At 69.0% G+C, this 23,391-nt stretch carries 15 protein-coding genes; 6 read left to right on the top strand and 9 right to left on the bottom strand.

The window, feature by feature from the left end:
- Window positions 1-15: 15 nt before the first annotated feature.
- Window positions 16-957 carry a hypothetical protein gene (locus FJV41_RS25900; protein ID WP_141645228.1) on the bottom strand — a complete coding sequence of 314 codons (942 nt, stop codon included), beginning with the start codon at window positions 955-957 and terminating at the stop codon, window positions 16-18.
- A gap of 2,492 nt (window positions 958-3,449) precedes the next feature.
- On the opposite strand from FJV41_RS25900, the gene FJV41_RS25895 reads away from it, so the two are divergent.
- Genes FJV41_RS25895 through FJV41_RS25885 form a run of 3 tightly spaced genes read left to right on the top strand, consistent with a single transcriptional unit; the run spans window position 3,450 to window position 9,538 of the window.
- A complete protein-coding gene (locus FJV41_RS25895; RefSeq protein WP_141645227.1) occupies window positions 3,450-4,649 on the top strand; it encodes an HlyD family secretion protein in 1,200 nt (399 codons plus the stop codon).
- Window positions 4,650-4,652: 3 nt separating this feature from the next.
- Window positions 4,653-7,352, top strand: coding sequence for an ATP-binding cassette domain-containing protein (locus FJV41_RS25890; protein ID WP_141645226.1), 2,700 nt, complete (start codon window positions 4,653-4,655; stop codon window positions 7,350-7,352).
- Window positions 7,349-9,538 carry an ATP-binding cassette domain-containing protein gene (locus FJV41_RS25885; protein ID WP_141645225.1) on the top strand — a complete coding sequence of 730 codons (2,190 nt, stop codon included), beginning with the start codon at window positions 7,349-7,351 and terminating at the stop codon, window positions 9,536-9,538. Before FJV41_RS25890 ends, FJV41_RS25885 begins: the two co-directional genes overlap by 4 nt.
- A 702-nt stretch (window positions 9,539-10,240) precedes the next feature.
- Here FJV41_RS25885 and FJV41_RS25880 read toward each other — a convergent pair.
- Window positions 10,241-12,040, bottom strand: a complete 1,800-nt coding sequence (locus FJV41_RS25880) for a hypothetical protein (RefSeq protein ID WP_141645224.1) — start codon at window positions 12,038-12,040, stop codon at window positions 10,241-10,243.
- 210 nt (window positions 12,041-12,250) lie between these two features.
- Entirely contained in the window at window positions 12,251-13,840 is a 1,590-nt protein-coding gene (locus FJV41_RS25875; protein ID WP_181790942.1) for a cytochrome-c peroxidase, read from the bottom strand.
- Between the two features lie 662 nt (window positions 13,841-14,502).
- Here FJV41_RS25875 and FJV41_RS25870 point away from each other — a divergent pair.
- Together FJV41_RS25870 and FJV41_RS25865 are read left to right on the top strand one after the other, a co-directional pair.
- Complete coding sequence (locus FJV41_RS25870; RefSeq protein ID WP_141645222.1) at window positions 14,503-15,330, top strand: hypothetical protein; 828 nt, start codon at window positions 14,503-14,505, stop codon at window positions 15,328-15,330.
- Between the two features lie 95 nt (window positions 15,331-15,425).
- Window positions 15,426-16,820, top strand: coding sequence for a di-heme oxidoreductase family protein (locus FJV41_RS25865; protein WP_141645221.1), 1,395 nt, complete (start codon window positions 15,426-15,428; stop codon window positions 16,818-16,820).
- 18 nt (window positions 16,821-16,838) lie between these two features.
- Here the strand turns inward: FJV41_RS25865 and FJV41_RS25860 are convergent, their stop codons facing one another.
- The 5 genes from FJV41_RS25860 to FJV41_RS25840 all read right to left on the bottom strand — a co-directional run bounded on the left by FJV41_RS25860 (window position 16,839) and on the right by FJV41_RS25840 (window position 21,606).
- Complete coding sequence (locus tag FJV41_RS25860) at window positions 16,839-17,858, bottom strand: hypothetical protein (RefSeq protein ID WP_141645220.1); 1,020 nt, start codon at window positions 17,856-17,858, stop codon at window positions 16,839-16,841.
- Between the two features lie 87 nt (window positions 17,859-17,945).
- Window positions 17,946-18,983, bottom strand: a complete 1,038-nt coding sequence (locus FJV41_RS25855) for a hypothetical protein (protein ID WP_141645219.1) — start codon at window positions 18,981-18,983, stop codon at window positions 17,946-17,948.
- A gap of 94 nt (window positions 18,984-19,077) precedes the next feature.
- Window positions 19,078-20,388, bottom strand: a complete 1,311-nt coding sequence (locus FJV41_RS25850; protein ID WP_141645218.1) for a hypothetical protein — start codon at window positions 20,386-20,388, stop codon at window positions 19,078-19,080.
- Between the two features lie 99 nt (window positions 20,389-20,487).
- Window positions 20,488-20,991, bottom strand: coding sequence for a hypothetical protein (locus tag FJV41_RS25845; protein WP_246137412.1), 504 nt, complete (start codon window positions 20,989-20,991; stop codon window positions 20,488-20,490).
- A 3-nt stretch (window positions 20,992-20,994) separates the two neighbouring features.
- Entirely contained in the window at window positions 20,995-21,606 is a 612-nt protein-coding gene (locus tag FJV41_RS25840; protein ID WP_141645217.1) for a hypothetical protein, read from the bottom strand.
- A gap of 202 nt (window positions 21,607-21,808) precedes the next feature.
- Between FJV41_RS25840 and FJV41_RS25835 the strand changes: the two genes are divergently transcribed.
- The gene (locus FJV41_RS25835) at window positions 21,809-22,573 is read left to right on the top strand and encodes an RNase H family protein (protein ID WP_141645216.1); all 765 of its coding nucleotides are present in this window, start codon (window positions 21,809-21,811) and stop codon (window positions 22,571-22,573) included.
- Here FJV41_RS25835 and FJV41_RS25830 read toward each other — a convergent pair.
- Window positions 22,558-23,391 (bottom strand): class I SAM-dependent methyltransferase (locus tag FJV41_RS25830; RefSeq protein ID WP_141645215.1); only part of this gene is annotated, 834 nt, incomplete at its 5' end. The two genes, FJV41_RS25835 and FJV41_RS25830, sit on opposite strands and share 16 nt — an antisense overlap.

Raw genomic sequence — 23,391 nt, 5'->3', positions numbered from 1 at the left:
ACCCCGGCCCGGAAGCTACCGTGCGTTCACCGCGGCATTGCGCGCGTCCCTCGCCGCCCGGTCGAACCGCTCGCCGACGGCCACATAGCCCGGCGCATTGACGAAGGGCGGCAGCTGCTCCTCGGACGTGCGCTCGTGGCGCATGTTGAGGGGGTGCAGGTTTTCGGCCGCGCAGGCCAGCCGGACGGCCCGCCAGGACAGCCCCGCTGCTTCCATGATGCGCAGGTAGTCGTCGAGCTGGAGGTTCTTCGCCGCGTTCTCCAGGATGAGCGGGCGCATCGCCTTCGTCACCGGCTTCACCGGGTACCAGTCCTTGGCGCGGCGCCGGTACTCCCGCAGCCGCTCGTCCCGCAGCGCCACCAGCCGCTCGCGGAACTGGGCTTCCGTATCCAGGAGTCGCGCCAGCGCGGTGCGCCCCATCTCCGCATGGAACACGTCCGTCGTGTCATCCGTCCGGGCCCGCGCCCCGACGAAGTCGACATAGGCCCGGGTGGCCGCGAGCAGCTCCCGCTCCGCGTCCTCCACGGACGGGACGGCCGAGGAGCGCGACTCCGGAACCTCCCTGAAGCACTCGTCGGGATTCTTCGCCTTGCCGTCGGGCCCTGGCCACGGGAAGACGTGCTGGTACCAGACGTCCCGGTCCGGAAACACGAGCACCAGCTCCGGCATCCTGGGGAGCGGAGGCGGAGGCGTGGTGAGGACCCAGTCGGCCGGGTCCAGGGCCTCGACCGAGCGGATGGCGACGAGCCCCCGCGCCTTCATCGAGTCCAACCAGGCATAGAAGGACGGCTCGAAGCCTCCCTCCACCTGGAAACCTCGGAAGGGTTTGTCCGGCGCCCCGCGGAAGACCCCGGCGTACGGGTCCTCGAGCATCAGCGCCCGGAGCTCCAGGCCTCCGAGACGGGCGTTGCCGACAATCGCGGCCTGCCAGGCATAGCTCTGGACATGGAGTGACATCCCTCCAGCCTAGCGCGATTGCACGGCCGGAGAGGCGGCGCCCGGGAGGCTGTCTTTGCCCGCAATGACAGTCGCCAGCGGGTGGTCCACCACCCGCTGGCGACTTACGTCTTATACGGGCACCGAGGCGCCCGACGAAAAACTACGGAACCTGCGTCAGCACGTCCGTCGTGGTCAACACAGGCGTGGGGAAGGGAAGAGAACCGCCACAGCCACGGGGACCGCCACGAACCTTGGTCTTGATCTGCATGATGAACTCCTGGTGAGGACTGAGTTGAAGGAACAGATACCGCCGAGGTCAACCGGCAAAGCCAGTCGACTCCAGGAACTACGCCAGCACGTCCGTGCTGAGCACGGGGCCGGGAATCGTTCCGCCACCACCGCAACCACGGGGACCGCCACGAACCTTGGTCTTGATCTGCATGGATATTCTCCGGGTGAAACGGGTGGAATGAACGACTACGCCAGCACGTCGGTCAGCACGGGGATCTGCCCGCCACCGCCGCAACCACGGGGACCGCCACGAACCTTGGTCTTGATCTGCATGGGTATTCTCCGAGTGAAACGGGTGGAATGAACGACTACGCCAGCACGTCGGTCAACACGGGGATCTGCCCGCCACCGCCGCAACCACGGGGACCGCCACGAACCTTGGTCTTGATCTGCATGGGTATTCTCCGAGTGAAACGAGTGGAATGAACGACTACGCCAGCACGTCGTAGCTCAGCACCGGGATCTGCCCACCACCACCGCAACCACGGGGACCGCCACGAACCTTGGTCTTGATCTGCATGGATATTCTCCGAGTGAAACGGGTGGAGTGAACGACTACGGGAGACGGGTGCTCAGCACGGGGGTCGAGATGCCACCGCCGCAACCACGGGGACCGCCACGAACCTTCGTCTTGATCTGCATGGATATTCTCCGAGTGAAACGGGTGGAGTGAACGACTACGCCAGCACGTCGGTGCTCAGCACGGGGATCTGACCGCCACCGCCGCAACCACGAGGACCGCCACGAACCTTGGTCTTGATCTGCATGATGTGTGCTCCTGGTGAGAGATCTTGAGGAAGGTACAGCCGGAATCGTCTGGCGACCGCCAGCGACGACTACGGGATCTGCGTACGAACCGTGCCGGTCACAACAGGCAGGGAACCGCCGCAACCACGGGGACCGCCACGAACCTTGGTCTTGATCTGCATGATGTGTGCTCCTGGTGAGAGTACTGCGTTGCTCCAGACAACCTGGAGAGTGGGAAAGGCAGAGACAACTACGGAATCTGGGTGCCGGGACGAGTCGGGAGAACGACCGTGCCGCCACCACATCCACGGGGACCGCCACGAACCTTGGTCTTGATCTGCATGTGCTTGCTCCTTCCAGCGAGCAGAACAATCAAGCACACCCCTCTGACATCCGAGCCATTGAGACACTCGCTGTCTAAACGCCGCCACCTGATTCTCGTCGCGCTCGCGGGCTCGACCATCCCCTCAACCTGCCGCCCGTCTCGCTATTCCCAGACCACCTGGAACCTACGCCGTGCCTCGCTCGCCATTGCCTTCGCTTCGAGACACCAGATTCGCGCCGGAACTGGAATCATTAAAGACGGGCGTAATCGGTCAGTCAAGCCATGCCGTAAAGATTGCGGAGAAAGTCATTGTAACTTCTGGCGCTACAACCAATCTCAAACTTCGCGAAACACGAAAATACATGACGCGTGGCGCTGCAGTGGAAATCGCCGGCGGACGATGCGCTTCCCGCTGACGAATCCGAGCCACATCCGGGCAAATACAGCCCAGGTGGAGACCACGGGACCCGCGTCAGCGCGTCGTACGCAACCAGTGGTCGGTGCCATTGGCGCCGCAGCTCCGGGGGCCGCCACGAACCTTGGTCTTGATCTTCATGATGTCTACTCCCTGATGGAGGACAGCGAAGTTCCGGGTGGCGAGGGGCGAGCCCATACACACCCTGAGTAGAATCATTAAAAATCGATGGAAAATGGGAGTCAAGCCTTCAACAGAAAAACCCGTCATCCATTTTAAATCCGCAGACTTGGATATTTCGCCCAATTTACCAAAACGCGAGAATGACCCAGGGTCCCGAAATCCACCAGGTCTGCCTCTCGCATCCATGCTGGCGCGCGCCGCGGCGTGAGACGCGCGAAGCCCTGCTCACGGTTCCATCTACGTGGAGACCGCATCGCGCCATGCGTCGCAATACCTTTAAAACATGTTTTCACGCACAAGCGCGCCCGCTCCAATAAATAGGATTCGCTTGGACAACCCTTGACTGGGGGATGCCCGTGCATCACGGCCGTGGCCCCCGAGCCGGTCAGGCAGCGCATGCGCGGCGTGAAGACACCGCATCCCGCGCCCCCGGAGCCAGTCCCCCGCGTCCATGGGGCCGGTGCGGCGTCAGTCCATTGGGCGAGAATGCGGGGAGTCGGTCGGACAACGGCGATGAGGTAGGCTTCATCCATGCGAGTTGGTGAAGGAATGTTCCCGCGCACCATGCGCGCGCTGGTGCGGGGACGAGGGCGCTCGGCGCTCTGGTTGTTGCCGGTGGGGCTGTTCGCCGTGTGGGGCGGCTGGTTCGTCCGGGCGCGCATCACCGTGTACGAGCCCAGCGTGCAGGCGCGGCTGGAGGTCCACCGGGAGGTCTACGCCGTCGACGCCCCGGTGGAGGGGCGGCTGGTGAAGACGCGGGTGGAGCTGCACCGTCAGGTGACCGCGGGCGAGGTGCTCTTCGAGCTGGCGCATGAGCAGGAGGCGCGGCTGCTCGCGGAGGCGGAGGCCCTGCTGCAGGGCGTGGGGCCGCAGCTGGTGGCGGCGCGCGCGGAGCTGGACGCGGAGCAGAGCGCGCTGGTGGCCCAGCAGGAGCGCGGCGCGGCGGGCGTGGACGAGGCCCGCGCCCGGCTCGCCGAGGCCGAGGCGCTGGCCCGCCGGGCACTGGAGGAGAAGACGAGCACCGAGCAGCTCTGGACGCGGCAACTGGTGAGCGAGTCGGAGTGGAACCGGGTGCGCACGGAGCTGGAGCGGGCGCAGGCGGTGGAGCAGGCCTCTCGCGCGGGGCTCGCGCGCGTGAAGATGGACGGCACCATGCAGACCACCGAGCGGCGCATCCGCGTCGCGGCGCTGCGGCGGGAAATCGCGGAGCTCGAGTCCGGGGAGAACGTGGCGCGCGCCTCCGTGGAGCGGCTGCGCGACGAGCTGGAGCGCCGGGTGGTGAAGGCGCCCGCGGACGGCATCCTCGGGGAGACGAGTTCGGTGCGAGTGGGCGCGCAGGTGCGAGCCGGAGACCGCATCGCCACCGTCGTCGCGGGCGGTGACGTGCGCATCGTCGCGCAGTTGTCCCCGGCCACGGCCCTGGGCCGCGTGCGCGCCGGCCAGCGGGCCCGGATGAAGCTGGAGGGCTTCTCCTGGACGGAGTTCGGCATGGTGCAGGCCACGGTGGTCGCGGTGGCGAGCGAGGCACGCGACGGGATGGTGCGCGCGGAGCTGTCCGTGGACGAGATGCCGGTGGGCATTCCCCTGGAGCATGGCCTGCCGGGCACCGTGGACATCGCCGTGGAGGAGGCCACGCCCCTGCGGCTGGTGCTGCGGGCGCTGGGACGGGGCATGGAGGCGCCCGCGCGGGCACGGCCGCTGCCGCCGCGCACGCCCCGGGAGCTGGAGATGTCGCGGGGGGGAGGCTGAGTCATGGCGGGCACACGACGACTGCTCATTCCCGAAGTCATCCAGACGTCCGCCATGGACTGCGGTCCGGCGGCCCTCAAGGCCCTCTTCGACGGCTTCAACCTCCCCGTCAGCTACGGCCGTCTGCGCGAGGCCTGCCAGACGGACATCGACGGGACGTCCATCGACGTGCTGGAGGAGCTGGCCGGCAAGCTGGGCATGGACGCCGTCCAGGTCGTCCTGCCCCTGGACCAGGTGCTCATGCCGGAGACGAAGGCGCTGCCCGCGCTCGCGGTGGTGCGCCTGGCGGACAGCAACCTGCACTTCATCGTCATCTGGCGGCGGTGGGGCAACATGGTGCAGATCATGGACCCCGCGCTGGGACGGCGCTGGGTGTCCGTGACGGAGCTGATGGAGCGGCTCTACGTCCACGCCCTGCCCGTCCCCGCCGAGGGCTTCCGCGCGTGGGCCAGCACGGAGGAGTTCCTCGCGGGCATGCGCCTGCGGCTGGGCGCGCTGGCCGACAAGCCGCTCGCGGAGCGGCTGCTCGCGGAGGCGCTCGCGGACGAGACGTGGAAGAGCGTGGCCTGCCTGGACGCGGCGACGCGGCTGGTGCAGACGCTGGTGGACGGGGGCGGCGTCGAGCGGGGCGAGTCCTCCGAGCGCTTCCTGGAGCAGCTGCTGCGCGAGGTGCGCGCCGCGCTCGCGGAGGGGCGGGCCGAGCAGGTCATCCCCGCCTCCTACTGGACGGCGGTGGGCCCTCCCGACGCGGAGGAAGTCACGCTGCGCGGCGTGGTGGGCATCCTGGCCCGGGGGCTGCGCACGGAGCGCGCCGAGGGAGAGCCGCCGCTGTCCGCGGAGCTCCTGGCGGCCCTGAAGGAGCCTCCCACCCGGCCCCTGCGGGAGCTGGTGGCGCTGATGCGCCGGGACGGCGTGCTGGCGCCCTCGATCCTCGCGGCCATCGCCCTGACGGCCGCGGTGGGCGGCTTCCTGGAGGCCCTGCTCCTGCGCGGCATCATCGACGCGGGGCGCTACCTCACCACCCAGGAGCAGCGGCTGGCGGGCATCGTGACGCTGCTGGCGCTGATGGGCATGATCTTCTCGCTGGAGTTCCCCCTGTCGCTGGGGACCCTGCGGCTGGGCCGGCGGCTGGAGCTGCGCCTGCGGCTGGCGTTCCTCGACAAGATACCCCGCCTGGGAGACCGCTACTTCAAGAGCCGGCTGGTCTCCGACATGGCGCAGCGCTGCCACGGCATCCACCAGGTGCGCTCCGTGCCGACCATGGCGGTGGGCGTGCTGCGCGCCTCCGCGGAGATGCTCGTCACGCTGGCCGGCCTGACGTGGCTGGCCCCCGGCAGCGCCCCGCTCATCATCATCGGCGGAGGACTGGCGCTCGCCGTCCCCCTGCTCGCCCAGCGCTCGCTGCTGGAGGCGGACCGGCGGATGCGCGACTTCGACGGCGTGCTGTCGCGCTTCTACCTGGATGCCATGCGCGGGGCGGTGGCGCTGCGGGCCCACCGCGCGGAGCTGACGCTGCGGCGTGCCCATGAGGAGCCGCTGCACGAGTTCGTCCGCGCCGCGCGCACGCTGCTCAGCCGCGGCATCCTCACCGACACGCTCGCCACCATGGTCGCCACGGGCGGCTCGGTGGCCATCGTCCTGCATGCCGTGTCCCAGGGGATTCAGCCCGGCGCCGTGCTGCTGCTCGTCTACTGGGCGCTCGCCCTGGCCACCCTGGGCAAGCAGCTGGCGGACGCGCTGCGCCAGTACCCGGCCGCCTCGTCGCTCACCGCGCGGATGATGGAGCCGCTCCTCACGCCCGACGAGGTGGGCGCGGGGCTGGAGACGGCCGCCGACGTGGACGCCCGGGCCGAGACGGGTGGCGTGGGCTTCACGCTCAAGCAGGTGGAGGTCAAGGCCGCGGGCTTCACCGTGCTGCAGGGCATCGACATGACGGTGCGCCCCGGAGAGCACGTGGCCATCGTCGGCCCCTCGGGCGCCGGCAAGTCCTCGCTCGTGGGCATCCTGCTGGGCTGGCACCGGCCGTCGTCCGGGAGCGTGGAGGTGGATGGCGCGCCGCTGGCGGGACAGGTGCTCGCCCGGCTGAGGCGGCAGACGGCCTGGGTGGAGCCGGAGGTGACGCTGTGGAACAAGTCCCTCGTCGACAACCTGGCCTACGGTGTGGAGGCGACGGACGTGTTGCCCCGCGTGGGTCAGGCGCTGCGCTCGGCGGACCTCATCGAGTTCCTCGACAAGCTCCCCCTCGGCCTGCAGACGCGGCTGGGCGAGGGAGGCAGCCTGCTGTCCGGCGGTCAGGGGCAGCGGGTGCGCCTGGGGCGGGCGCTGCTGCGTCCCGGGGTGCGGCTGGCCATCTTCGACGAGCCGTTCCGGGGACTGGAGCGGGACAGGCGCGCGGCGCTGCTGGAGCGCTCACGCGCCGAGCTCTCCGGCGCCACGCTGCTGTGCATCATGCATGACATCGCGGAGACGCTGACGTTCGACCGCGTCCTCGTCATCAAGGGCGGCCAACTGGTGGAGGACGACAACCCGAAGCGGCTCGCCCAGCGCGAGGACTCCGTGTACCGCTCGCTGCTCGACGAGGAGGAGCAGATGCGCCGTGACCTGACGGGTCACGGGGGCTGGCGGCGGATGGTGCTGGACCACGGGCTGCTCAGCGAGCATCCCGCGGAAGACACGAAGCCGATGCGGGAGGGGGCGGCGTGACGACCCTGGCGAACGAGCTGAAGCCGAGGGCGGCCGGGCCGCTTTCGGGCCTGGCGTGGCAGCCGAGGCGGGCCGCGGAGGCGCTGGAGGCGCTGGCGCTCCGGGCGGGGCTGCCGCTGCCTCGCACCTCCGGACGGGTGGTGGGTGGATTGCCGGAAGACCCGAACCGACTGGGCGAGTGGCTGGACGCGGTGGCCCAGTCCCAGGGGCTGGAGCTGGACCTGCTCTACACGCGCCACGGCGAGGTGGAGAAGGCCATCCAGCGCGCCGCCCCTGCCCTGCTGGACGTCGTCGGTGACGGAGGCGTGCAGGTCGTCGCGCTCCTGCGCGTGTCCCCGTCCGGGAGGACGGCGCGCGTGCTCGCCCCCGACGAGACGGTCCGCGACGTGCCCGTATCCGAGCTGACCGCCGCCGTACAGGCGCTCGTCGAGTTCCAGCAGGTGGACACCGTGGACCGGGTGCTCGCGGGGACCGCGCTGCGCGAGCCGCAACGAACCCTGGCCCGCCGCGCGCTGATGGGCGCGCAGCTGGCCAACACCCACCTGGTCGCCGCGCGCACCCTGCGCCTGCCCCCCGGCGCCCGGCTCATCCACCACCTGAAGGCGCTGTCGGCGGCCCCCCGGCTGATGCTGGTGCTGCTGCTGGCGGTGCTCATCCAGGTCTGCGTGCTCGCGGCCTGGTGGCTGATTGGCCGGGGCGCCTTCGAGGGCCAGCTGGACCAGGGCTGGCTCTGGGCCTGGGCGCTGATGGGCCTGACGGCGGTGCCGCTGCAGGCCGCGCTGGCATGGACGCAAGGCACGCTGGCGCTGGACCTCTCCGCGCTGCTGCGCCGACGGCTGCTGGCGGGAGCGCTCTCGCTGCCCGTGGACGAGGCGCGCCGCGGAGGCATTGGCGAGTACGTGGGGCGGACGTTCGAAAGCGCGGGCATGGAGCAGATGGTGCTCGCGGGCAGCTTCACCAGCATGCTCGCGGTGGTGGACCTGACGCTGGCGGCCAGCGTGACGCTGTCGGGTCCGGCGGGCTGGCTCGGGCTGGGGGCTTTGGCGGCCTGCTGCGCGGTGCTGGGGGTGCTCGTCGCCCGGCAGGCCATGCTCTTCCGGGGCTGGACGGAGGCGCGCGTGGTGATGACGCACGCGCTCATCGAGCGGATGCTCGGCCACCGCACCCGGCTGGCGCAGGAGCAGCCGTCGCGCTGGCACGAGGAGGAGGACCAGGAGCTGGCGCGCTACTCGGACGCCGCCGAGCGCTGGGACGCGGGCACCGCGCGCATCATGACGCTCGCGCGCCGGGGCATCCTTCCGGTGGCCATCATCGCCACGCTCCCGGGCGTGCTGGCGGGAAGCTCCACGGCGACCATCGCGGTGGGCGTGGGCGCGGCGCTGCTGGGCGCCCGCGCGGTGACGTCCATGACGGTGGGCGCGCTGGCGCTCATCGGCTCGCGCGTGCTGTTCGACGGCGTGCGCCCCATGCTGGAAGCGGCCCGGCTCGCCCGCGCCGTGGGCGCGACGAAGGAGGATGACGATGGCGTGCCCCAGGTGGCGCCGCTCACCTCCAGCGAGGCGCCGTCCAGGAACCAGGCGCTGCTCGAGGTGCGCGACGTGTACTTCAAGCACCCGGCCTCGCCGCGCGCCGTGCTGGAGGGGGCCTCGCTGTCCATCCGCCCCGGTGAGCGCGTGCTCCTGGAAGGGCCTTCCGGCTCGGGCAAGTCCACCCTCGCCTCCATCCTCACGGGCCTGCGGCGCCAGGGCTCCGGCGTGGTGCTGCTGCGCGGCCTGGACATGTCGACGTGGACGTCGGACGGCTGGGGCGCGCAGATCGCCGGCGCACCCCAGTTCCATGAGAACCACGTCGTCTCCGGCACGCTGGCCATGAACCTGCTGCTGGGCCGTGCCTGGCCGCATACGCAGGACGACATGAAGCTGGCGCGGGAGCTGTGCGAGGAGCTGGGGCTGGGCGACCTGCTGCAGCGCATGCCCGCGGGAATCCTGCAGATGGTGGGCGAGCGCGGCTGGCAGCTCTCCCACGGCGAGCAGAGCCGCATCTTCGTCGCGCGCGCCCTGCTTCAGCGCGTCCAGGTCGTCGTGTTGGACGAGGCGTTCGGCGCGCTGGACCCGGTGACGATGCGCAAGGTGATGAACTGCGTCAACGCTCGCGCGCCCACGCTCATCGTCATCGCCCACCCGTGACGGGAAGGCCGCGCCCCGAAAAAACAACAACGGTCGCCAGCAGGCGGAAGCTCCGCCTGCCGACGACCGAAGGACAAGCCATCAAACGTGAGTCAAACGCGTGCCGCGACTGCTACCGCTTCAGCGACAACACGACTCAGACCGCAATGACGCCGCCACAGGCACGGGGACCGCCACGAACCTTGGTCTTGATCTGCATGGTGAGCTCCTGGGTGAGAGGTTCCGACTGCAGACGACAGGCACGACTCAGACGGTGATGACGCCGCCGCAGGCACGGGGACCGCCACGAACCTTGGTCTTGATCTGCATGTGCTTGCTCCTGGTCAGAGGTTGAGACAGCAGACGACAGGCACGACTCAGACGGTGATGACGCCGCCGCAGGCACGGGGACCGCCACGAACCTTGGTCTTGATCTGCATGGTCTTGCTCCTGGTCAGAGGTTCCGACTTCGGACTACGGCACGACTCAGACAGCCTTGACGACGACGGTGCCACCACAGCCACGGGGACCGCCACGAACCTTGGTCTTGATCTGCATGTGCTCGCTCCTGGTTTTCGGGACAGCGACACCATCCACGACAGTCCTGACAACCGCCGCAATTGGCGCTCACCGATATAAGTCGGTGAAACAGGTCAGTCAAGCTTCCCAGGCCTGCAACACAGGCTGATGCATCCAGGCCTGGGAGTGAAACATTGCGTCAATTCAAGCAGCAGCGGCGGAGGGCGCTCCCGGCGTGATTTTGACGTCCGCCACGTGGCTTTCGATGCCCACGCCCAGCTCTTCGCGGAAGACATCCAGCAGGTAGGGCAGCACGCCGATGGTGGCGAACCGCAGCCGGTGGTGGATGGACAGGTCCAGGTTGGTGAAGGGCCGGTCCGGGTGCTGGCGTTGCAGCAGCGCGTTCACCTCGCGCTGCACGGTCTCCAGCGTGCCCAGCGCGGAGCGTTCGATGGTGAGGTAGTCGGCCAGCGCCTCGGCCACCGCGTCGATGAGCTCGGGGCGCGCGCCCTCGGGCACGGGGGCTCGCTCGCGGAACAGCTTGCGCAGTTGCTCCGCCGCCTGGGCGTGCACGGCGTCCTTCGGCGGGGAGAAGACGTCGCTGATGTTCTGGAGCTTCTCCTCGCTGAAGCCGCGCAGGCCGCGCTGCGCGCGGTCATACATCTCCACGTAGCGGGCCTTGGCCCACTCGCGCTGGACCGACGTGTTCTGTCGGGTTGGCAGGATGACCTTCCAGTCCTTCTCGATGCGTTGACGCAGCCGGCCCCAGCCGCTGTCCGCCGGCGCTTCGGCCTGCAGCACCGCGTCACGAATGCGCTCGTAGGTGTGGCACATGTGGGCCCACAGGGTGAACTGGAGCGAGTAGAGCTGCAGGCCGCGCAGGCCGTAGTCGATGGCGGCGGGAATCTCCGCGAGCCACGACGGCTCCGGCAGGGGCTCACCCGCCATGGGCTTGCCATCCAGCATCGTCGCGAAGAACTCGTCGACCATGTGCGGAGGGCCCGCGCACACGCCACGGGTGGACAGGAAGTGGTTGTCGCGCTCCGTCAGGTGCAGCAGCGACGCCGGGTTGATGGGCGTCTCGTACGGCATGGGCTGCTCGGGCAGGAACATCAGGTAGATGCTCACCATGCGCACGCCGTCGGTGACGCGGAACACCGACGACAGCACCGGGTCCAACGTCCCGTTGGGGATGGGGTCCTTGCCGCGCAGGAGCATCAGCGACGGCACCGCCAGCACCGCGCAGCTGAACGCATGCAGGTCACCGAGGCGCCACTGCCCATCCGCCAGCAGCGGATAGCGCTTCAGGAACGCCTCGCGCAGGATGAGCAGCGCCTGGAGCGTGGGCTTCCAGTGCTTGGACATGGACTTCAGCGCCGTCACGTTCATCAGCGCGTCGTCCTTGAAGCGGCTGCCCGGGTACGGACACATGCGCCACTCGGTCTCCATCCGCATGCGCATGGAGTCCGGGAAGACGTTGTTCTCGCCGATGTGCCGCCCCTCGGCATCCAGCGCCGCGTGCGCCGCGCGGTGCACGGGCAGCATCGCCTCCAGGAAGCCGAACTCCATCGGCCGGCCCACCAGCTTCTGCAGCACCCCTTCCGTGTCGGGGTTCCACCACATGGGCTCCGAGGGCGCGGGCCGCCGCGCCTCCGACGCCATCACCATCTTGTGGTAGTCCGTCTCCGGCGAAAGCTTCGGCGCCTCGCGCGACAGGATGTTCTCCGCGAGGAGCTGCTCGAGCAGCTCCTTCACGCGCTCCCAGGCATAGGGTTCGCCGTTGCTCCAGCGCGTGGCCATCGCCGCCATGAACTGGTCTTGCTTGAGCAGGTTCTCCCCGAAGGAGTGCAGGTCCGCCTCCTCGATGGAGATCTCCTTGAGCCCGTAATAGATGCGCAGCTCGTTCGTGCCCTCGGGTGTCTGGACGTACTCACTCATGAAGCGGCGCCGCATGGGCAGATACAGCGTCTCATGCGGGTCGATGGGCACGGCTTCCTGACTCATGCGACAACTCCTGGGAGAAACCTGTTGTTCAGACCTGACGCGAAGGTCAGGAACTCTTCCACGAGGTCCCCGGAGCATCAAGCAAGCCCCGGGAGCCGAGACTCCGCCCATTCTCGCGCTGGCCCTGACATCCCGCGCAAAAAGGGCAAAGCCACCCAGGGGCCTGAAGCACCCCTGGGTGGCTCACTCTCATCGCAAGCGAAACCGAGCCTAGCGGCAGGCGCCCCGACCGCCGCGGCCCGTGACGGGCAGCGTCTCGCGGTTCGGGAACGGCAGCTCCGGGTGGTCGAACGGCGCGCGGTACGTGTACACGCGGCAGTCGGTCAGCGCGTTGGAGAGGAAGTCCACCAGCGCGGAGCGGTCGCTCGCGCTGAAGGTGCGCGGCTTGATGTCGAGCGACTTCTCCGGGTTGTTGAAGTCACCGCCTCGGGCATAGAAGTCGACCACGTCGTCGAGCGTGGGGTAGCCGCCGTTGTGGAAGTACGGCGCCGTCAGGCCGACGTTGCGCAGGGTGGGCGTCTTGAACGCGCCCATGTCGAACGGAGACAGGCTGACGGAGTTGGGCTCGCCGCCGAAGATGCCCAGGTCACCGCGAGCCAGGTCGTCGTCCGTGGGACGCACGCCGATGTTGTGGAAGCCCGTGTCGCCGCCGTCGCGGTTGAGGGGGCCGGCGATTTCGTACCAGCTCATGGTCGCGTCGGACAGCATGGCGCCGGTGTGGCAGTTGACGCACTCGCCCTTGCCCACGAAGACGTTGAGGCCCTTGAGCTGCTTGGGGGTGAGCGCGTTCAGGTTGCCCGACAGGAAGCTGTCGAAGGGCGTCTGGTCCGGGATGAGCGTGGCCTGGTAGGCCTGGAGCGCCTCGCCCCAGATGAGCGAGAAGACGTTGACGGAGATGTTGGCCAGCGCGTCGCCGAAGGCCTCGCGGATGAGCTGGTCATAGGTGCACGGCGCGCCGTTGCAGATGAGGCCCGGGCCCGTGGGGTTGGCCAGCGCGCCCAGCACGCTGTCGGAGGTGGAGACGCGCTGGTGCCGCAGCGGCTGGCGCACGGCCAGCTTGGCGCCCAGGCTGCCCGGACCGAGCAGCTGGCGACCAGAGCACGACTGCTCGGAGAAGTTCGTCACGGGGCCGGTGGCCTGGGACGCGAGCGACGCGTTCTCGATGCGGAGGAGGAAGCCCTGGGTGTTGTTTTCGGTGAAGCCCCAGATGTTCACCCCGTTGAAGGTCGCGTTGGCTTCGCCGCCCCAGAACTGGTTGCGGTAGAAGCCCGAGCCGAGGACGGACGGGCTGTGACGCGGGCCCACCAGCCGGTGCTCGTTGAACGGCTCGGCGGGCAGCACCAGACAGGAGTCCGCGGCGACGGTGGGGTCCGGATCCAGATTCAGGAACAGCGCGCGCAGCGGGCCCTGCGAGCCGATGCGGTCATCGCTGGTGATCTTCGCGAGCGTGAACGTCTCGCCGGGGCCTGCGATGCTGTCGAAGACGTTGTCGAAGCCGGGGTGCACGGTGTTGATGCGACGGTCATCCGCGCCACCGGCGAAATGGCAGCTCGCACAGGCCGTCTGGCCGTCGCCGCTCGTCTGGATATCCCAGAAGAAGACCTTGCCCAGACGGATGGCGGCGGCCTTGTTGATGATGCGGCTGCCCACCGGCTGCGGCACCGGCTCATGGGCCAATGGACGCAGCGAGAACACCGCCATGCTGTCCAGCAGCGCCTTCGGGTCCACCCCCAGCTCTTCCGTCTCCGCGGGAGTGGGATTGAGAGGCTCGACCTGAGCCGCCGGCTCACATGCCGACAACGATACCGCCAGAGCCGACGAGAAAAGGCCGCGATTGAAAAGACGCACACCGCGGGACAACGACGAACGAGCCATAGGGAATGCCCCCTTCTCAGAGCGTCATGACTTGTATGAGGTTGGCGGAATCACCAGTGTCACCAGTCTGACGAATGGTTTTATACCGGTTCCGCATTATTCCTGTCCAGGCGGCCTCGACCCAGGGCGCACCTTCCAGTCTCAGCGTAAAAGCAGAGTTGCTCCTGCCTATCTCGCAGAAATGACCTGACAGGAAGGACTCGCTAAACAGGATGACGCAACCTGTCCAGATTCGCGGTTTCCGACATTTTGACAATGATTCTTGGAATCGGAATCGCCCCCATACCCAGACAGCATCGGCGCGCACCACACGCATGGAGCGGGTCAATGTCACGCTCGGCGAATGGCGTGTAGCAGGGCGCGATACATTCAACGCGAGGCTGTAACAACACACGCTACAGCCACGACGCCCTGGAGGCTCAATTCCTCACTGATACAGAGGAGGTGAAACATGCCGGTGAGCGCTGGCCTGCGGGGTGCAAGGGGATGGCTCGCCGCCACATGGAGCATTCGGGCTGGGCCGGCACCGGATGCAGCACTCTCCTGGCGGTGCAGATCCTCCCCCTATTGAAGAGGTAGGTAATTCCATGCAGCTGAAGATGATGGGCCGTTTGTTCGCAGCGGCGCTCCTGAGCGTCATGTCGGGTTGTCAGGGCGAAGAGCCCACGGCGGCGGACGGCGATGTGGCCACGCAGGAAGCCGGCGCGGAGTCGAAGTGCACGCAGCGGTTCGACGGCATCAACAGCTGCGCGCTGGGTAACGCGCAGCTGGCGTCGACGGAGCAGGGCCTGGCCGTCACCGGTCTGCGCAGCGTGAAGACGGACGGTGTCGCCAGCAGCTTCGCTCGGGCGGCCAGCTGGACGCAGGCGACGGAAATCAAGTTCGGCAGCACCTCGGGCGTGCTGCAGCTGGACGCGCGCTCGGGCGACCAGGTGGTCAGCACGCTGCGCGTGACGCCGGGCCGTGAGGCGAACAGCGCGTTCATCACCCCGACGTTCAGCGGCGCGCCGGGCGGCTCCAACTACCGGATGAACGTCTACCGCGAGGGCGTGCTCCAGGGCTCGTCCACCAACACCGCCAACCGGATGATCATCTTCAACAACTGGCGGGACTTCATCCGCTTCCTGATGTACTACGCCGACTTCTTCGAGCTGGACATCATCTGGGGGAAGAACGGCGAGCAGCCCACCGCTCCGGCCAACGTGGGCGCGTGCGGCTGGCGCCTGCGCACCAACGGCTCCACCTTCTCGGTGGCGCTGGATGACGGCAAGGTGCTCACCGGTGACTCCGTGGAGTTCATCGAGGAGATCGAGGACGGGCACTACCCGTACAACGGCTTCACGGGCATCGACGTGAAGGCGACCGCGCAGGGGATGAACATCCTGAGCGAGTCCTTCAAGCCGGCGGCGAAGTAGTCGTCCCGCCCGTGCCCCGCGCACGGGCCCCACGCCGGGCGGGAGTCGTGCATCCCGCCCGGTGTGTCGTTTCCCGCGTTCCCGGAGGCACCTCGATGAGCCGGCGGCTGTATCTGTTGGGCATCCCTCTTGGAGCGCTGGTGCTCACCGCCGTGTGGGCGCAGGCGGGGCGTCGTCCCCTGCCCCCGCCCCTGGTGCTGGGACAGTTGGCCCTCGCGCTGGAGCCGGGCGAGGAGCTGCCGGGTGGCGCCGCCACCGTGACGGAGGCGGGGCGCAATGCCTTCGGTCGCTCTCCGCCGAACATGGACCGCGCGCGCTGGCCGGAGTTCCACCTGGGCAAGCGCGTCTTCGACCGCGACTGGAGCGACCCCGGCCATGGCCCCGGACTGGGCCCTCTCTTCAGCTCCAACTCCTGCATGGGGTGTCACGTGAAGGATGGGCGCGGGCGCCCTCCCCTCTCGCCCTCCGAGCCCCTGGTGTCGCTGGCCTTCCAGCTCGGCTCTCCCACCGGCCCCGGGCCCCATCCCGTGTATGGCGAGCAGTTGGACCTCCACCACCTCGGCCAGGCCCGCGGTGAGGGCAGCGTCGAGGTGGGCCATGAAGAGCTCACCGGCACGTTCGCCACGGGCGAGCCCTACTCCCTGCTGCGCCCCGCCTACCGCTTCAAGGACCTGACGCGCGGACCGCTGGAGGACGGCACGCCCTTCTCGCCTCGCGTGTCGCCGGCCAACTTCGGCCTCGGACTGCTGGAGGCCATTCCCGAAGAGACACTGCTGGCGCTGGCGGACCCGGAGGACCGGGATGGCGACGGCATCTCCGGACGCCCCAACCAGGTGGAGGACGTGAAGGAGCGCCGCACCCGGATGGGCCGCTTCGGGTGGAAGGCCAACCAGCCCACCCTGTTGCAGCAGGTGACGCACGCGCTGGTCGCGGACATGGGGCTGACAAACGAGCTGTACCCGCGCGCCCAGGAGCCCGAGGGCGTCCCCGCCGCCGCCACGCCCGACGTGAAGGACTACGACCTGGAGCGGCTCGTCTTCTACACGCGGCTGCTGGCGGTACCGAAGCGGCGGGACTGGGACGCGCCCGGCGTGCTGCGTGGCAAGGCGGTGTTCCGCGCCATCGGCTGCGCCTCCTGCCATGTGGACCGGCCGATGGAGACAGAGGAGGTCGCGGGCTTCCCCGAGCTGTCGCGCCAGCGCATCTTCCCGTACTCGGACCTGCTGCTGCACGACATGGGCGAGGCGCTGGCGGATGGACGTCCGGACGGGCTCGCCACCGGCCAGGAGTGGCGAACCCCGCCCCTATGGGGAATCGGCCTGACGGCGACGGTGAGCGGCCACACGCGCTTCCTGCACGACGGGCGGGCCCGGAACCTCGAGGAGGCCGTGCTGTGGCATGGCGGAGAGGCCGCGCCCGCGCAGGAGCGCTACACGCGGCTCGTCCTCGAGGACCGGCAGGCCCTGCTGGCGTTCCTCGGCTCGCTCTGACCCGCGGAGGGCCGCGCCTCAGTCCTTCGGAAGCGGGAGGGCCGGATACACGCGCACCTCGCCAGCTCCACGCGCGAAGAGCGCGGCGACGTTCACGCCGGTGACGTCCAGCGAGGCCTTCGCCACCACGGCGACGTCACCGGAGTCCATGGCCCGCACCTGGCTGTTCGCTCCCAGCACGCCGGTGTCGTAGTTCGCGTAGCCATCGCAGTTGAAGGCATAGCCTCCGCTCCGCGCGACGAGGGAGTCGGCCTTCAACGTCATCCCGCACGACGGCACGAGCTGGAGGTCGATGGGAGGAAGGCCCGAGGCCTTCTTCAGTCGCTGCGCGGCGTGGTCCAGGCAGATTTCCACGCCGAGCGTCAGCTGGTCGCGGACGAACACGGAGTTGCCGTCGTAGCTGGCCACCTGCACCTCGGACGTCGTGCCGTACTCCCGCGTGGGAGGCAGGTAGTGGACCCGCGCTCCGGCGATGCCGCCCCCGCCACCCGACACCGGGATGAAGTCCATCCCCGACTGGCGCCTCTTCAGGACGGCCTCCGCGAACTCGGGGCCCGCGGAGGCGTACGTGAAGCCGCCCTTCTGCACCAGCACGTAGTTGTACGCCTCGATGGGCTTGGACGTGTCGATGACGTACTTCGGTCCGAAGAGGCGCTCGAAGAAGCTGGCGGGCCGCGTCTGGAACGACTTGCCCACGGTGCTGCCGAAGACAAAGAGCCAATGCGCCCAGCGCGCCTCGTCCTTCACGCGCGACTGGAGCGCGGCCACCAGCGCCTGCACGCCGTCCATCGAATAGGCGCCCGTGCTCCCCCGGAAGAAGAACTCGGGCAGCATGAACACCTTCAGCGTCTCCGGGTCGTCGCGCGTCGTCTCCGGACAGTCGCGGGCCGCGTCGAGCGCGCGGGCCACCAGCTCGACGCGGGCCGCGATATCGGCGCTCTCGGTGGAGAGCCCCGCGTACTCCTCCACGCCATCACCCAGCTTCCGGGGCCCGGTGTGGATGCACCAGGCGATGAACTGCACGTTGGAATAACGCATGCGCCGTCTCCTCGTTGAGCGAGGGGAAGGCCCCCGCGTGGTACCCGGAAGACGGCGGCGCCACGCGGGTGTGATTCCGACGCGCCTTCAGTCGAAGGTCTCCAGGAGCACGGCGACGATGAACGGCGGCTCGAACGACGCCGAGGCGCCCGAGAGGCCCACGCTCCCTCCAGCGAAGCCCGGCGACACCCGCACCGGACCTGGCGCCTCGCGGGTGCCACGGAACGAGAAGCCCGCGACCTGGACTTCCTCGGCCGAGGCCAGGTCCTCCGCGTGGCGCTCGAAGAAGGAGGACGCCACCGTCAGCTCGAAGCTCGGCTGATAGGCGACCATCATCTCCGCCACACGGCCGCTCAACAGGCCCTTGGCGCCGAAGACCTGCTCCGGCGTGTAGCCGCCCTTGAAGGGGCCCTTGCGCCCGAGGATGGGCATGGAGCCGTTGAACCAGTGTCCCGTGTAGAGCGGCACCCGGCCCAGCCCCTCCATGGACACCGTCAGGGACAGGAGCTCTCCGTCCTTCAGCTCCAACGGCTTCAGCGCCCCCTGCTTCGCGCGGACCTTGAGCAACGAGGGCTGCGCATCCATGCGACCCTCCCGCGTCGAGGCCTGGACATCGACGCGGACCGGCCCCGTGGTGAGCCCCCGCGCGGCCATGCCCGCAAGCCACTCATAGGGCGACTTCGCCGGCGTGTAGTCGGCGCCCCACTGGAGGAGGCTCGCCTTGTTCTGGACCTTCGTCCAACCAGGAGGATTGCTGGAGCTGGCCGGAGGCGTGGAGGGCGGCGTCGCGCGCTCCAGGGACTCCTTCAGCTCCTCCACCGGCTCGAAGGACGGCGACAGCACGCGGAGGAAGGTGAGGTAGCGGCCACTGAAGCTCGCGCTCGTGGAGACGAACGGGGCGCCATCCTCGATGGACGCGGGCACCCCGTCATAGAAGTGGTGGGCCACGTCCCCCATCGTCCCGTCCACCGTGGGCACCCAGTCCCAGCGCAGCGCGGGCTCCAGCCATTGCAGGGGCGAGGCCCCGACGTTGGCTGACGCAAGAGAGGACTCGGGGTTCGCGGTCTGCTCGGCCAGCACCTGACGGAGCTCCGCGCGCAAGGCATCTTCGACAGTCGTCTTCATGGAAATCACCCGGAAAGAAAACGGCCCCCTCCACCAGGAGCGGAGAGGGCCGGAATGAATGCGTGAATGAACGAGGAACCGGACGGGGGCGCGACTACGCCTGGTTGAGGCCAGGGAAGGACACCAACACGCCGATGATGATGGGGTCCTCGGAGGTGGAGCCGCCCTCGAAGGTCGTCTTGCCATCGGTGCTGTGCTCGTAGTTGCTCTCGTGCCCGCCGCTGCCACCGAAGGAGAAGGGCCCGATTCGCAGCGACAGGCTCGCCTCGAACTTCTCGTAGTGCCGCTCGTACGTCGCCTCGCTCATCTCGATGGAGAAGCGCGGCTGGTACGCCACCACGAGCCCGCTGATGCGCGAGGCCAGGAGGCCATGCTGACCGAACAGCGACGAGCTGCCCTCTCCGCCCTTCGCCACCCAGGGGTTGAGGATTTCGTAGCCGCCGCCCTTGCCGCGCGCGACGTCCGCCATGAAGCCACCGTCGTACCAGGCACCCGGCGTGACGGGGACGATGGTGGACGACTTGACGGCGATGGTGGCCGTGACGTTCTTGTCCGTCGCGGTGAGGTCCATCTTCTCCCAACTGCCGCTGGCCGACACACCCCAGAAGGGCTTGTCGTAGCTGGCGGTGGCCTGGGCCCAACTGCGCGAGTAGTCCACCGTCTGGTCCGACGCCTTGAGCGTCACGGAGAAGGAGCCGATGGAGCCCTTCTTGAGCTCCTCGCGCCACGTGTCGCCGTCCTTCCCGACGATGTAGTCGGGCTGATAGCGCAGCACGCCCGAGCCGTCCTGCACCTTCGTCCAGCCGCGCGGAGCCGGCCCGCTGCCCGGGTTCCCGGAGGGCAGCTTGATGGCGTCGATGGACGACTGGAGCGACGCGGGCATGCCCGCCATCTCCAGCTCGAACACCAACTGGGACGCGCGCCGGAAGGCCAGGTTCGCGTTGTCGCAGATCTGCGCGTAGGTCTTCCCCGGCCCCAGGTCCACCCAGGTATCCACGTCCGGGTACTTGCGCTCGAAGTAGGCGCCACCGTTCTGCCGCTGGCTCAGGTACGCCTGGTTCAGGTTGGTGATGGCCTGCGACATCTCGTTCTCGCGCAGGGTGACCTGGATGCGCAGCGCGTTCAGGTCCTTCTGGCGCTCCGGGCTGACCTTGAAGGAGATGTGGTGGAGCGCCTGCCGGTAGGAGTCCGCGAAGGAGGCGTCCAGGGTGCTGTACGCGCCGAGCGGGGACCACCGCGGCATGCCGCTGATGACCTGGTACGCGTGCGAGTTGAGCTCACCCTGGGGCGCCGGCGCCCAGTTGAACGCCATGGGCGTCCCGAGCATCTGGAAGTTCGGCGCGTCGCCGCCCAGCGCACCGTTGATGATTTGGTTGTACGACTGACTGAAGAGGTTCTCGTTCACGACTGCTCCCTCGGGGAGACGGCTCCTGAAGCGAAGCCGTGCGTTCGCGGGTGACGAGCGTCATGCCCGTCGTGCCCGCATCCCTGAGACGAGCCGCGCTCAGCGCGTGTGATTCACGCGCCGCGACCCCAGCCACAGCGAGACCGCCAGCGCGGGCAGCGCCAGCAGGTCCGTGACATCCATCGTATGGGCCACCGGCGCCACGCCTGGAATCGAGCGCCCCGACAGCCACGCCCACGCGGCGCGCACGGGCCACTGCAAGGTGCCAAGCCCCCAGCGCCAGCAGTCACCGGCGGGCTCGAACACCTTGATGGCGGTGAAGACCAGCGCCGTCAGCACCAGGCACGTGGTCAGCACCGCGCGAGAGGGCTGGAAGGCGCGGGCCCCGCGCTCGCACGACTGCTCCCAGAGCCCCTGAAGCAGGAGCGGGAACATGGCCAGCCCCGCGACGTCCGACAGCTTCCCCGTCCACCACGACGGCCAGCGGGCCTTCAACACATGGTCATTGAGCACCAGCACCAGCACCGCGCCGAACACGAGCGGGTGCAGGAGCGTGTCGCCCGGCGTGGGGCTCACCTGGGCCGTGGGGACGGAGGCACGCACGTCTCAGCGAGGCCCCACCAGGACCTCGAGCCCGTCCGGCGCCGAGTCCTCCGTGTCGTCGATGCTCACCTCCACCACCATGCGCCACTCCACGTCCACGGTGCCCTGGAGGGTCGCGTCCTGAAGCGACAGCTCGAGCGCCGCTTCCCACTCACACGGCTGCTCGAGCTGGCAGACATCGCCATCCGACAAGGCCTCGAAGCGCACCGCGCCAGCGTCTCCCGCCGTCACGGGCGCGGAGGAGCTCTCCTTGACCGGGCGAGGACCGAAGACCAGCTTCGCCTTGACGATGGGTTGCGCCTCGTCGCCCGGCGCATCCGGCGTCCACTTCACGAAGAGCGGCGCGCGCATCGTCGCCCAGACCGTCTGCTTGGAGCCATTGGGGACGAACATCCTCACCGGCAGGGCCACGCGGGCGGTGGGAGACGTCGGCGACAGCGACAGCACCCCCGGCTCGGACTCGACGACGACGGGCGGCGGGCCCGACATGGAGGTGGCCACCGAGGCGACGCTCGCCACCAGCAGGGCCACGCGCGCGGCCCAGGCGCGGGCACGCGAGGGATGGAGCCAGGAGGAACTCAGGGGGCGTGGAGCGGCGGGATGCTCGGTCTGCATGTCGATGACTGGCTTTCCCTCGGACACCCGCGACCCATGGGCCCGAGCGTGGGAGGCCGAGAGCAAGCCACGTACCAGAAGGAGGCTCCAGGGAGGGAGTCTTCCGGCTGTGCATGGAATCACGACTTCCGTGTCAGCCCGAGGACGCCCGCGGCGCGAGTCTTCCTGGCAGGGCGAACCCGGGGCCGCCTAGGGTTGCGGCATGAAGAGCCACGCCACGTTCGTCTTCGCCGACGGAGCCTGCTCCGGCAACCCCGGCCCGGGAGGCTGGGGCACCCTCATCGCCACGCCCGACGGGCAGGTGACGGAGCTGGGCGGCCACGAGCCGGAGACGACCAACAACCGGATGGAGCTGACGGCGGTGGGCAAGGCGCTGCGCCACCTGGAGGCGACGCCGGGGCCGCTGCACATCCACACGGACTCCACCTATGTGATTCAGGGCGCCACCCGCTGGGCGTTCGGCTGGAGCAAGCGCGGCTGGAAGACGGCGGATGGCAAGGAGGTGGCCAACACGCTCTACTGGAAGCGGTTGATGGCGCTCCTGGCCCAGCGCAAGCAGACGCATTCGGGCGAGGCAGCCGCCGTGGAGTGGCACTACGTCCGCGGGCACGTGGGCGTGCCGGGCAACGAGCGGGTGGACGCCATCGCCGTCTCGTTCTCACGCGGCAAGGGCATGCGGCTCTACACCGGCTCGCTCGTGGGCTACGACGTGGACGTGTACGACGTGCCCGAGGACACGTCCCTGCCGCCAGAGAAGCCCCGCGAGGAGAAGGGCAAGACCAAGGCGCACTCCTACCTGAGCCAGGTGGGCCGCAGCGTGAAGCGCCACTCGACGTGGGCCGCGTGCGAGCGACGGGTGAAGGGCGTGTCCGATGCCCGCTTCAAGAAGACGAAGAGCGAAGAGGACGAAGCGCAGGTGCTGGCGGACTGGGGCGTCAAGCCCGAGGACGTTCAGGCCGAGGACTGACCCGGGCCGCGCACCGCCGTGAGCAGCAGGTCATACTTGCCACCGAGGAACGTGCGGAAGCCGTGCTGGTGCAGGTAGCGGCGGTAGAAGGACAGGTCCTTCACGAGCAGGGAGAGGTCGGGCTCGCGCAGGTTTCGCACCCGGGCGCCGTAGACGACCTCCCCGTCGCGGAAGCGGGAGTTGGGAAAGCCGAGCACGAGCGTGGCCTCGGGCTCCAGGTGCTCCTGCACCAGCGTGCGCAGGAGCGCGTGGTCATCCACGCCGGGGCTCTGCAGCGTGCCCACGGAGACCACGAGGTGGAAGCGGCCCAGCCCTTCCGGCAGGGCGTTGAGGTCGGCGACGAGGAAGGAGTGACGCGCGTCTGGAAAGCGGGCCCGCGCCTCCGCGAGCGCACTGGCGCTGTGGTCCACACCCACGAAGGTGACGTCCGGCGCCCCCTCCAGCCAGGCGAAGGCGGCGAGCTCGTCTCCCCGATTGACGCCCAGGTCCAGCACCCGCGCCCCTTCGGGCAGGCGAACCCGGCCGAGCGCCTCCAGCCAGGGACACAGGAAGCCCGCGTCCTCCAGCTTGCGCACGCGGGAGAAGGCGGAGTCCGCGCCGTAGCGCTCCTGGGGCGACGTCGCGTCGTCCGGCCCCGAGCCGCCCGCGTGCCAGGGCGCCTCGGGGCCCAGGGGCTCGAAGGTGAGCGAGACGTGCGTGTCGTCCACGCCGCGCGGCGTGAGCAGGCGGCAGGCCAGTCCCTCCGCCAAATCACACCAACTGCGCAGCGGCCGATGCACCAGCCCGCCCCCCGGCCCCTGTCTCTTAGACACATCTGA

The organism is Myxococcus llanfairpwllgwyngyllgogerychwyrndrobwllllantysiliogogogochensis (genome assembly GCF_006636215.1).
GTDB lineage: Bacteria > Myxococcota > Myxococcia > Myxococcales > Myxococcaceae > Myxococcus > Myxococcus llanfairpwllgwyngyllgogerychwyrndrobwllllantysiliogogogochensis.
Note: the sequence above shows the minus strand (reverse complement) of the source record. Positions and strands in the feature narration are given on the sequence as shown.

Excerpts from the sequence above, each read along its gene's own strand:
- FJV41_RS25900 (WP_141645228.1), bottom strand. The coding sequence starts at position 957 with ATGTCACTCCATGTCCAGAGCTATGCCTGGCAGGCCGCGATTGTCGGC.
- FJV41_RS25895 (WP_141645227.1), top strand. The coding sequence starts at position 3,450 with ATGTTCCCGCGCACCATGCGCGCGCTGGTGCGGGGACGAGGGCGCTCG.
- FJV41_RS25890 (WP_141645226.1), top strand. The coding sequence starts at position 4,653 with ATGGCGGGCACACGACGACTGCTCATTCCCGAAGTCATCCAGACGTCC.
- FJV41_RS25880 (WP_141645224.1), bottom strand. The coding sequence starts at position 12,040 with ATGAGTCAGGAAGCCGTGCCCATCGACCCGCATGAGACGCTGTATCTG.
- FJV41_RS25870 (WP_141645222.1), top strand. The coding sequence starts at position 14,503 with ATGCAGCTGAAGATGATGGGCCGTTTGTTCGCAGCGGCGCTCCTGAGC.
- FJV41_RS25865 (WP_141645221.1), top strand. The coding sequence starts at position 15,426 with ATGAGCCGGCGGCTGTATCTGTTGGGCATCCCTCTTGGAGCGCTGGTG.
- FJV41_RS25860 (WP_141645220.1), bottom strand. The coding sequence starts at position 17,858 with ATGCGTTATTCCAACGTGCAGTTCATCGCCTGGTGCATCCACACCGGG.
- FJV41_RS25855 (WP_141645219.1), bottom strand. The coding sequence starts at position 18,983 with ATGAAGACGACTGTCGAAGATGCCTTGCGCGCGGAGCTCCGTCAGGTG.
- FJV41_RS25840 (WP_141645217.1), bottom strand. The coding sequence starts at position 21,606 with ATGCAGACCGAGCATCCCGCCGCTCCACGCCCCCTGAGTTCCTCCTGG.
- FJV41_RS25835 (WP_141645216.1), top strand. The coding sequence starts at position 21,809 with ATGAAGAGCCACGCCACGTTCGTCTTCGCCGACGGAGCCTGCTCCGGC.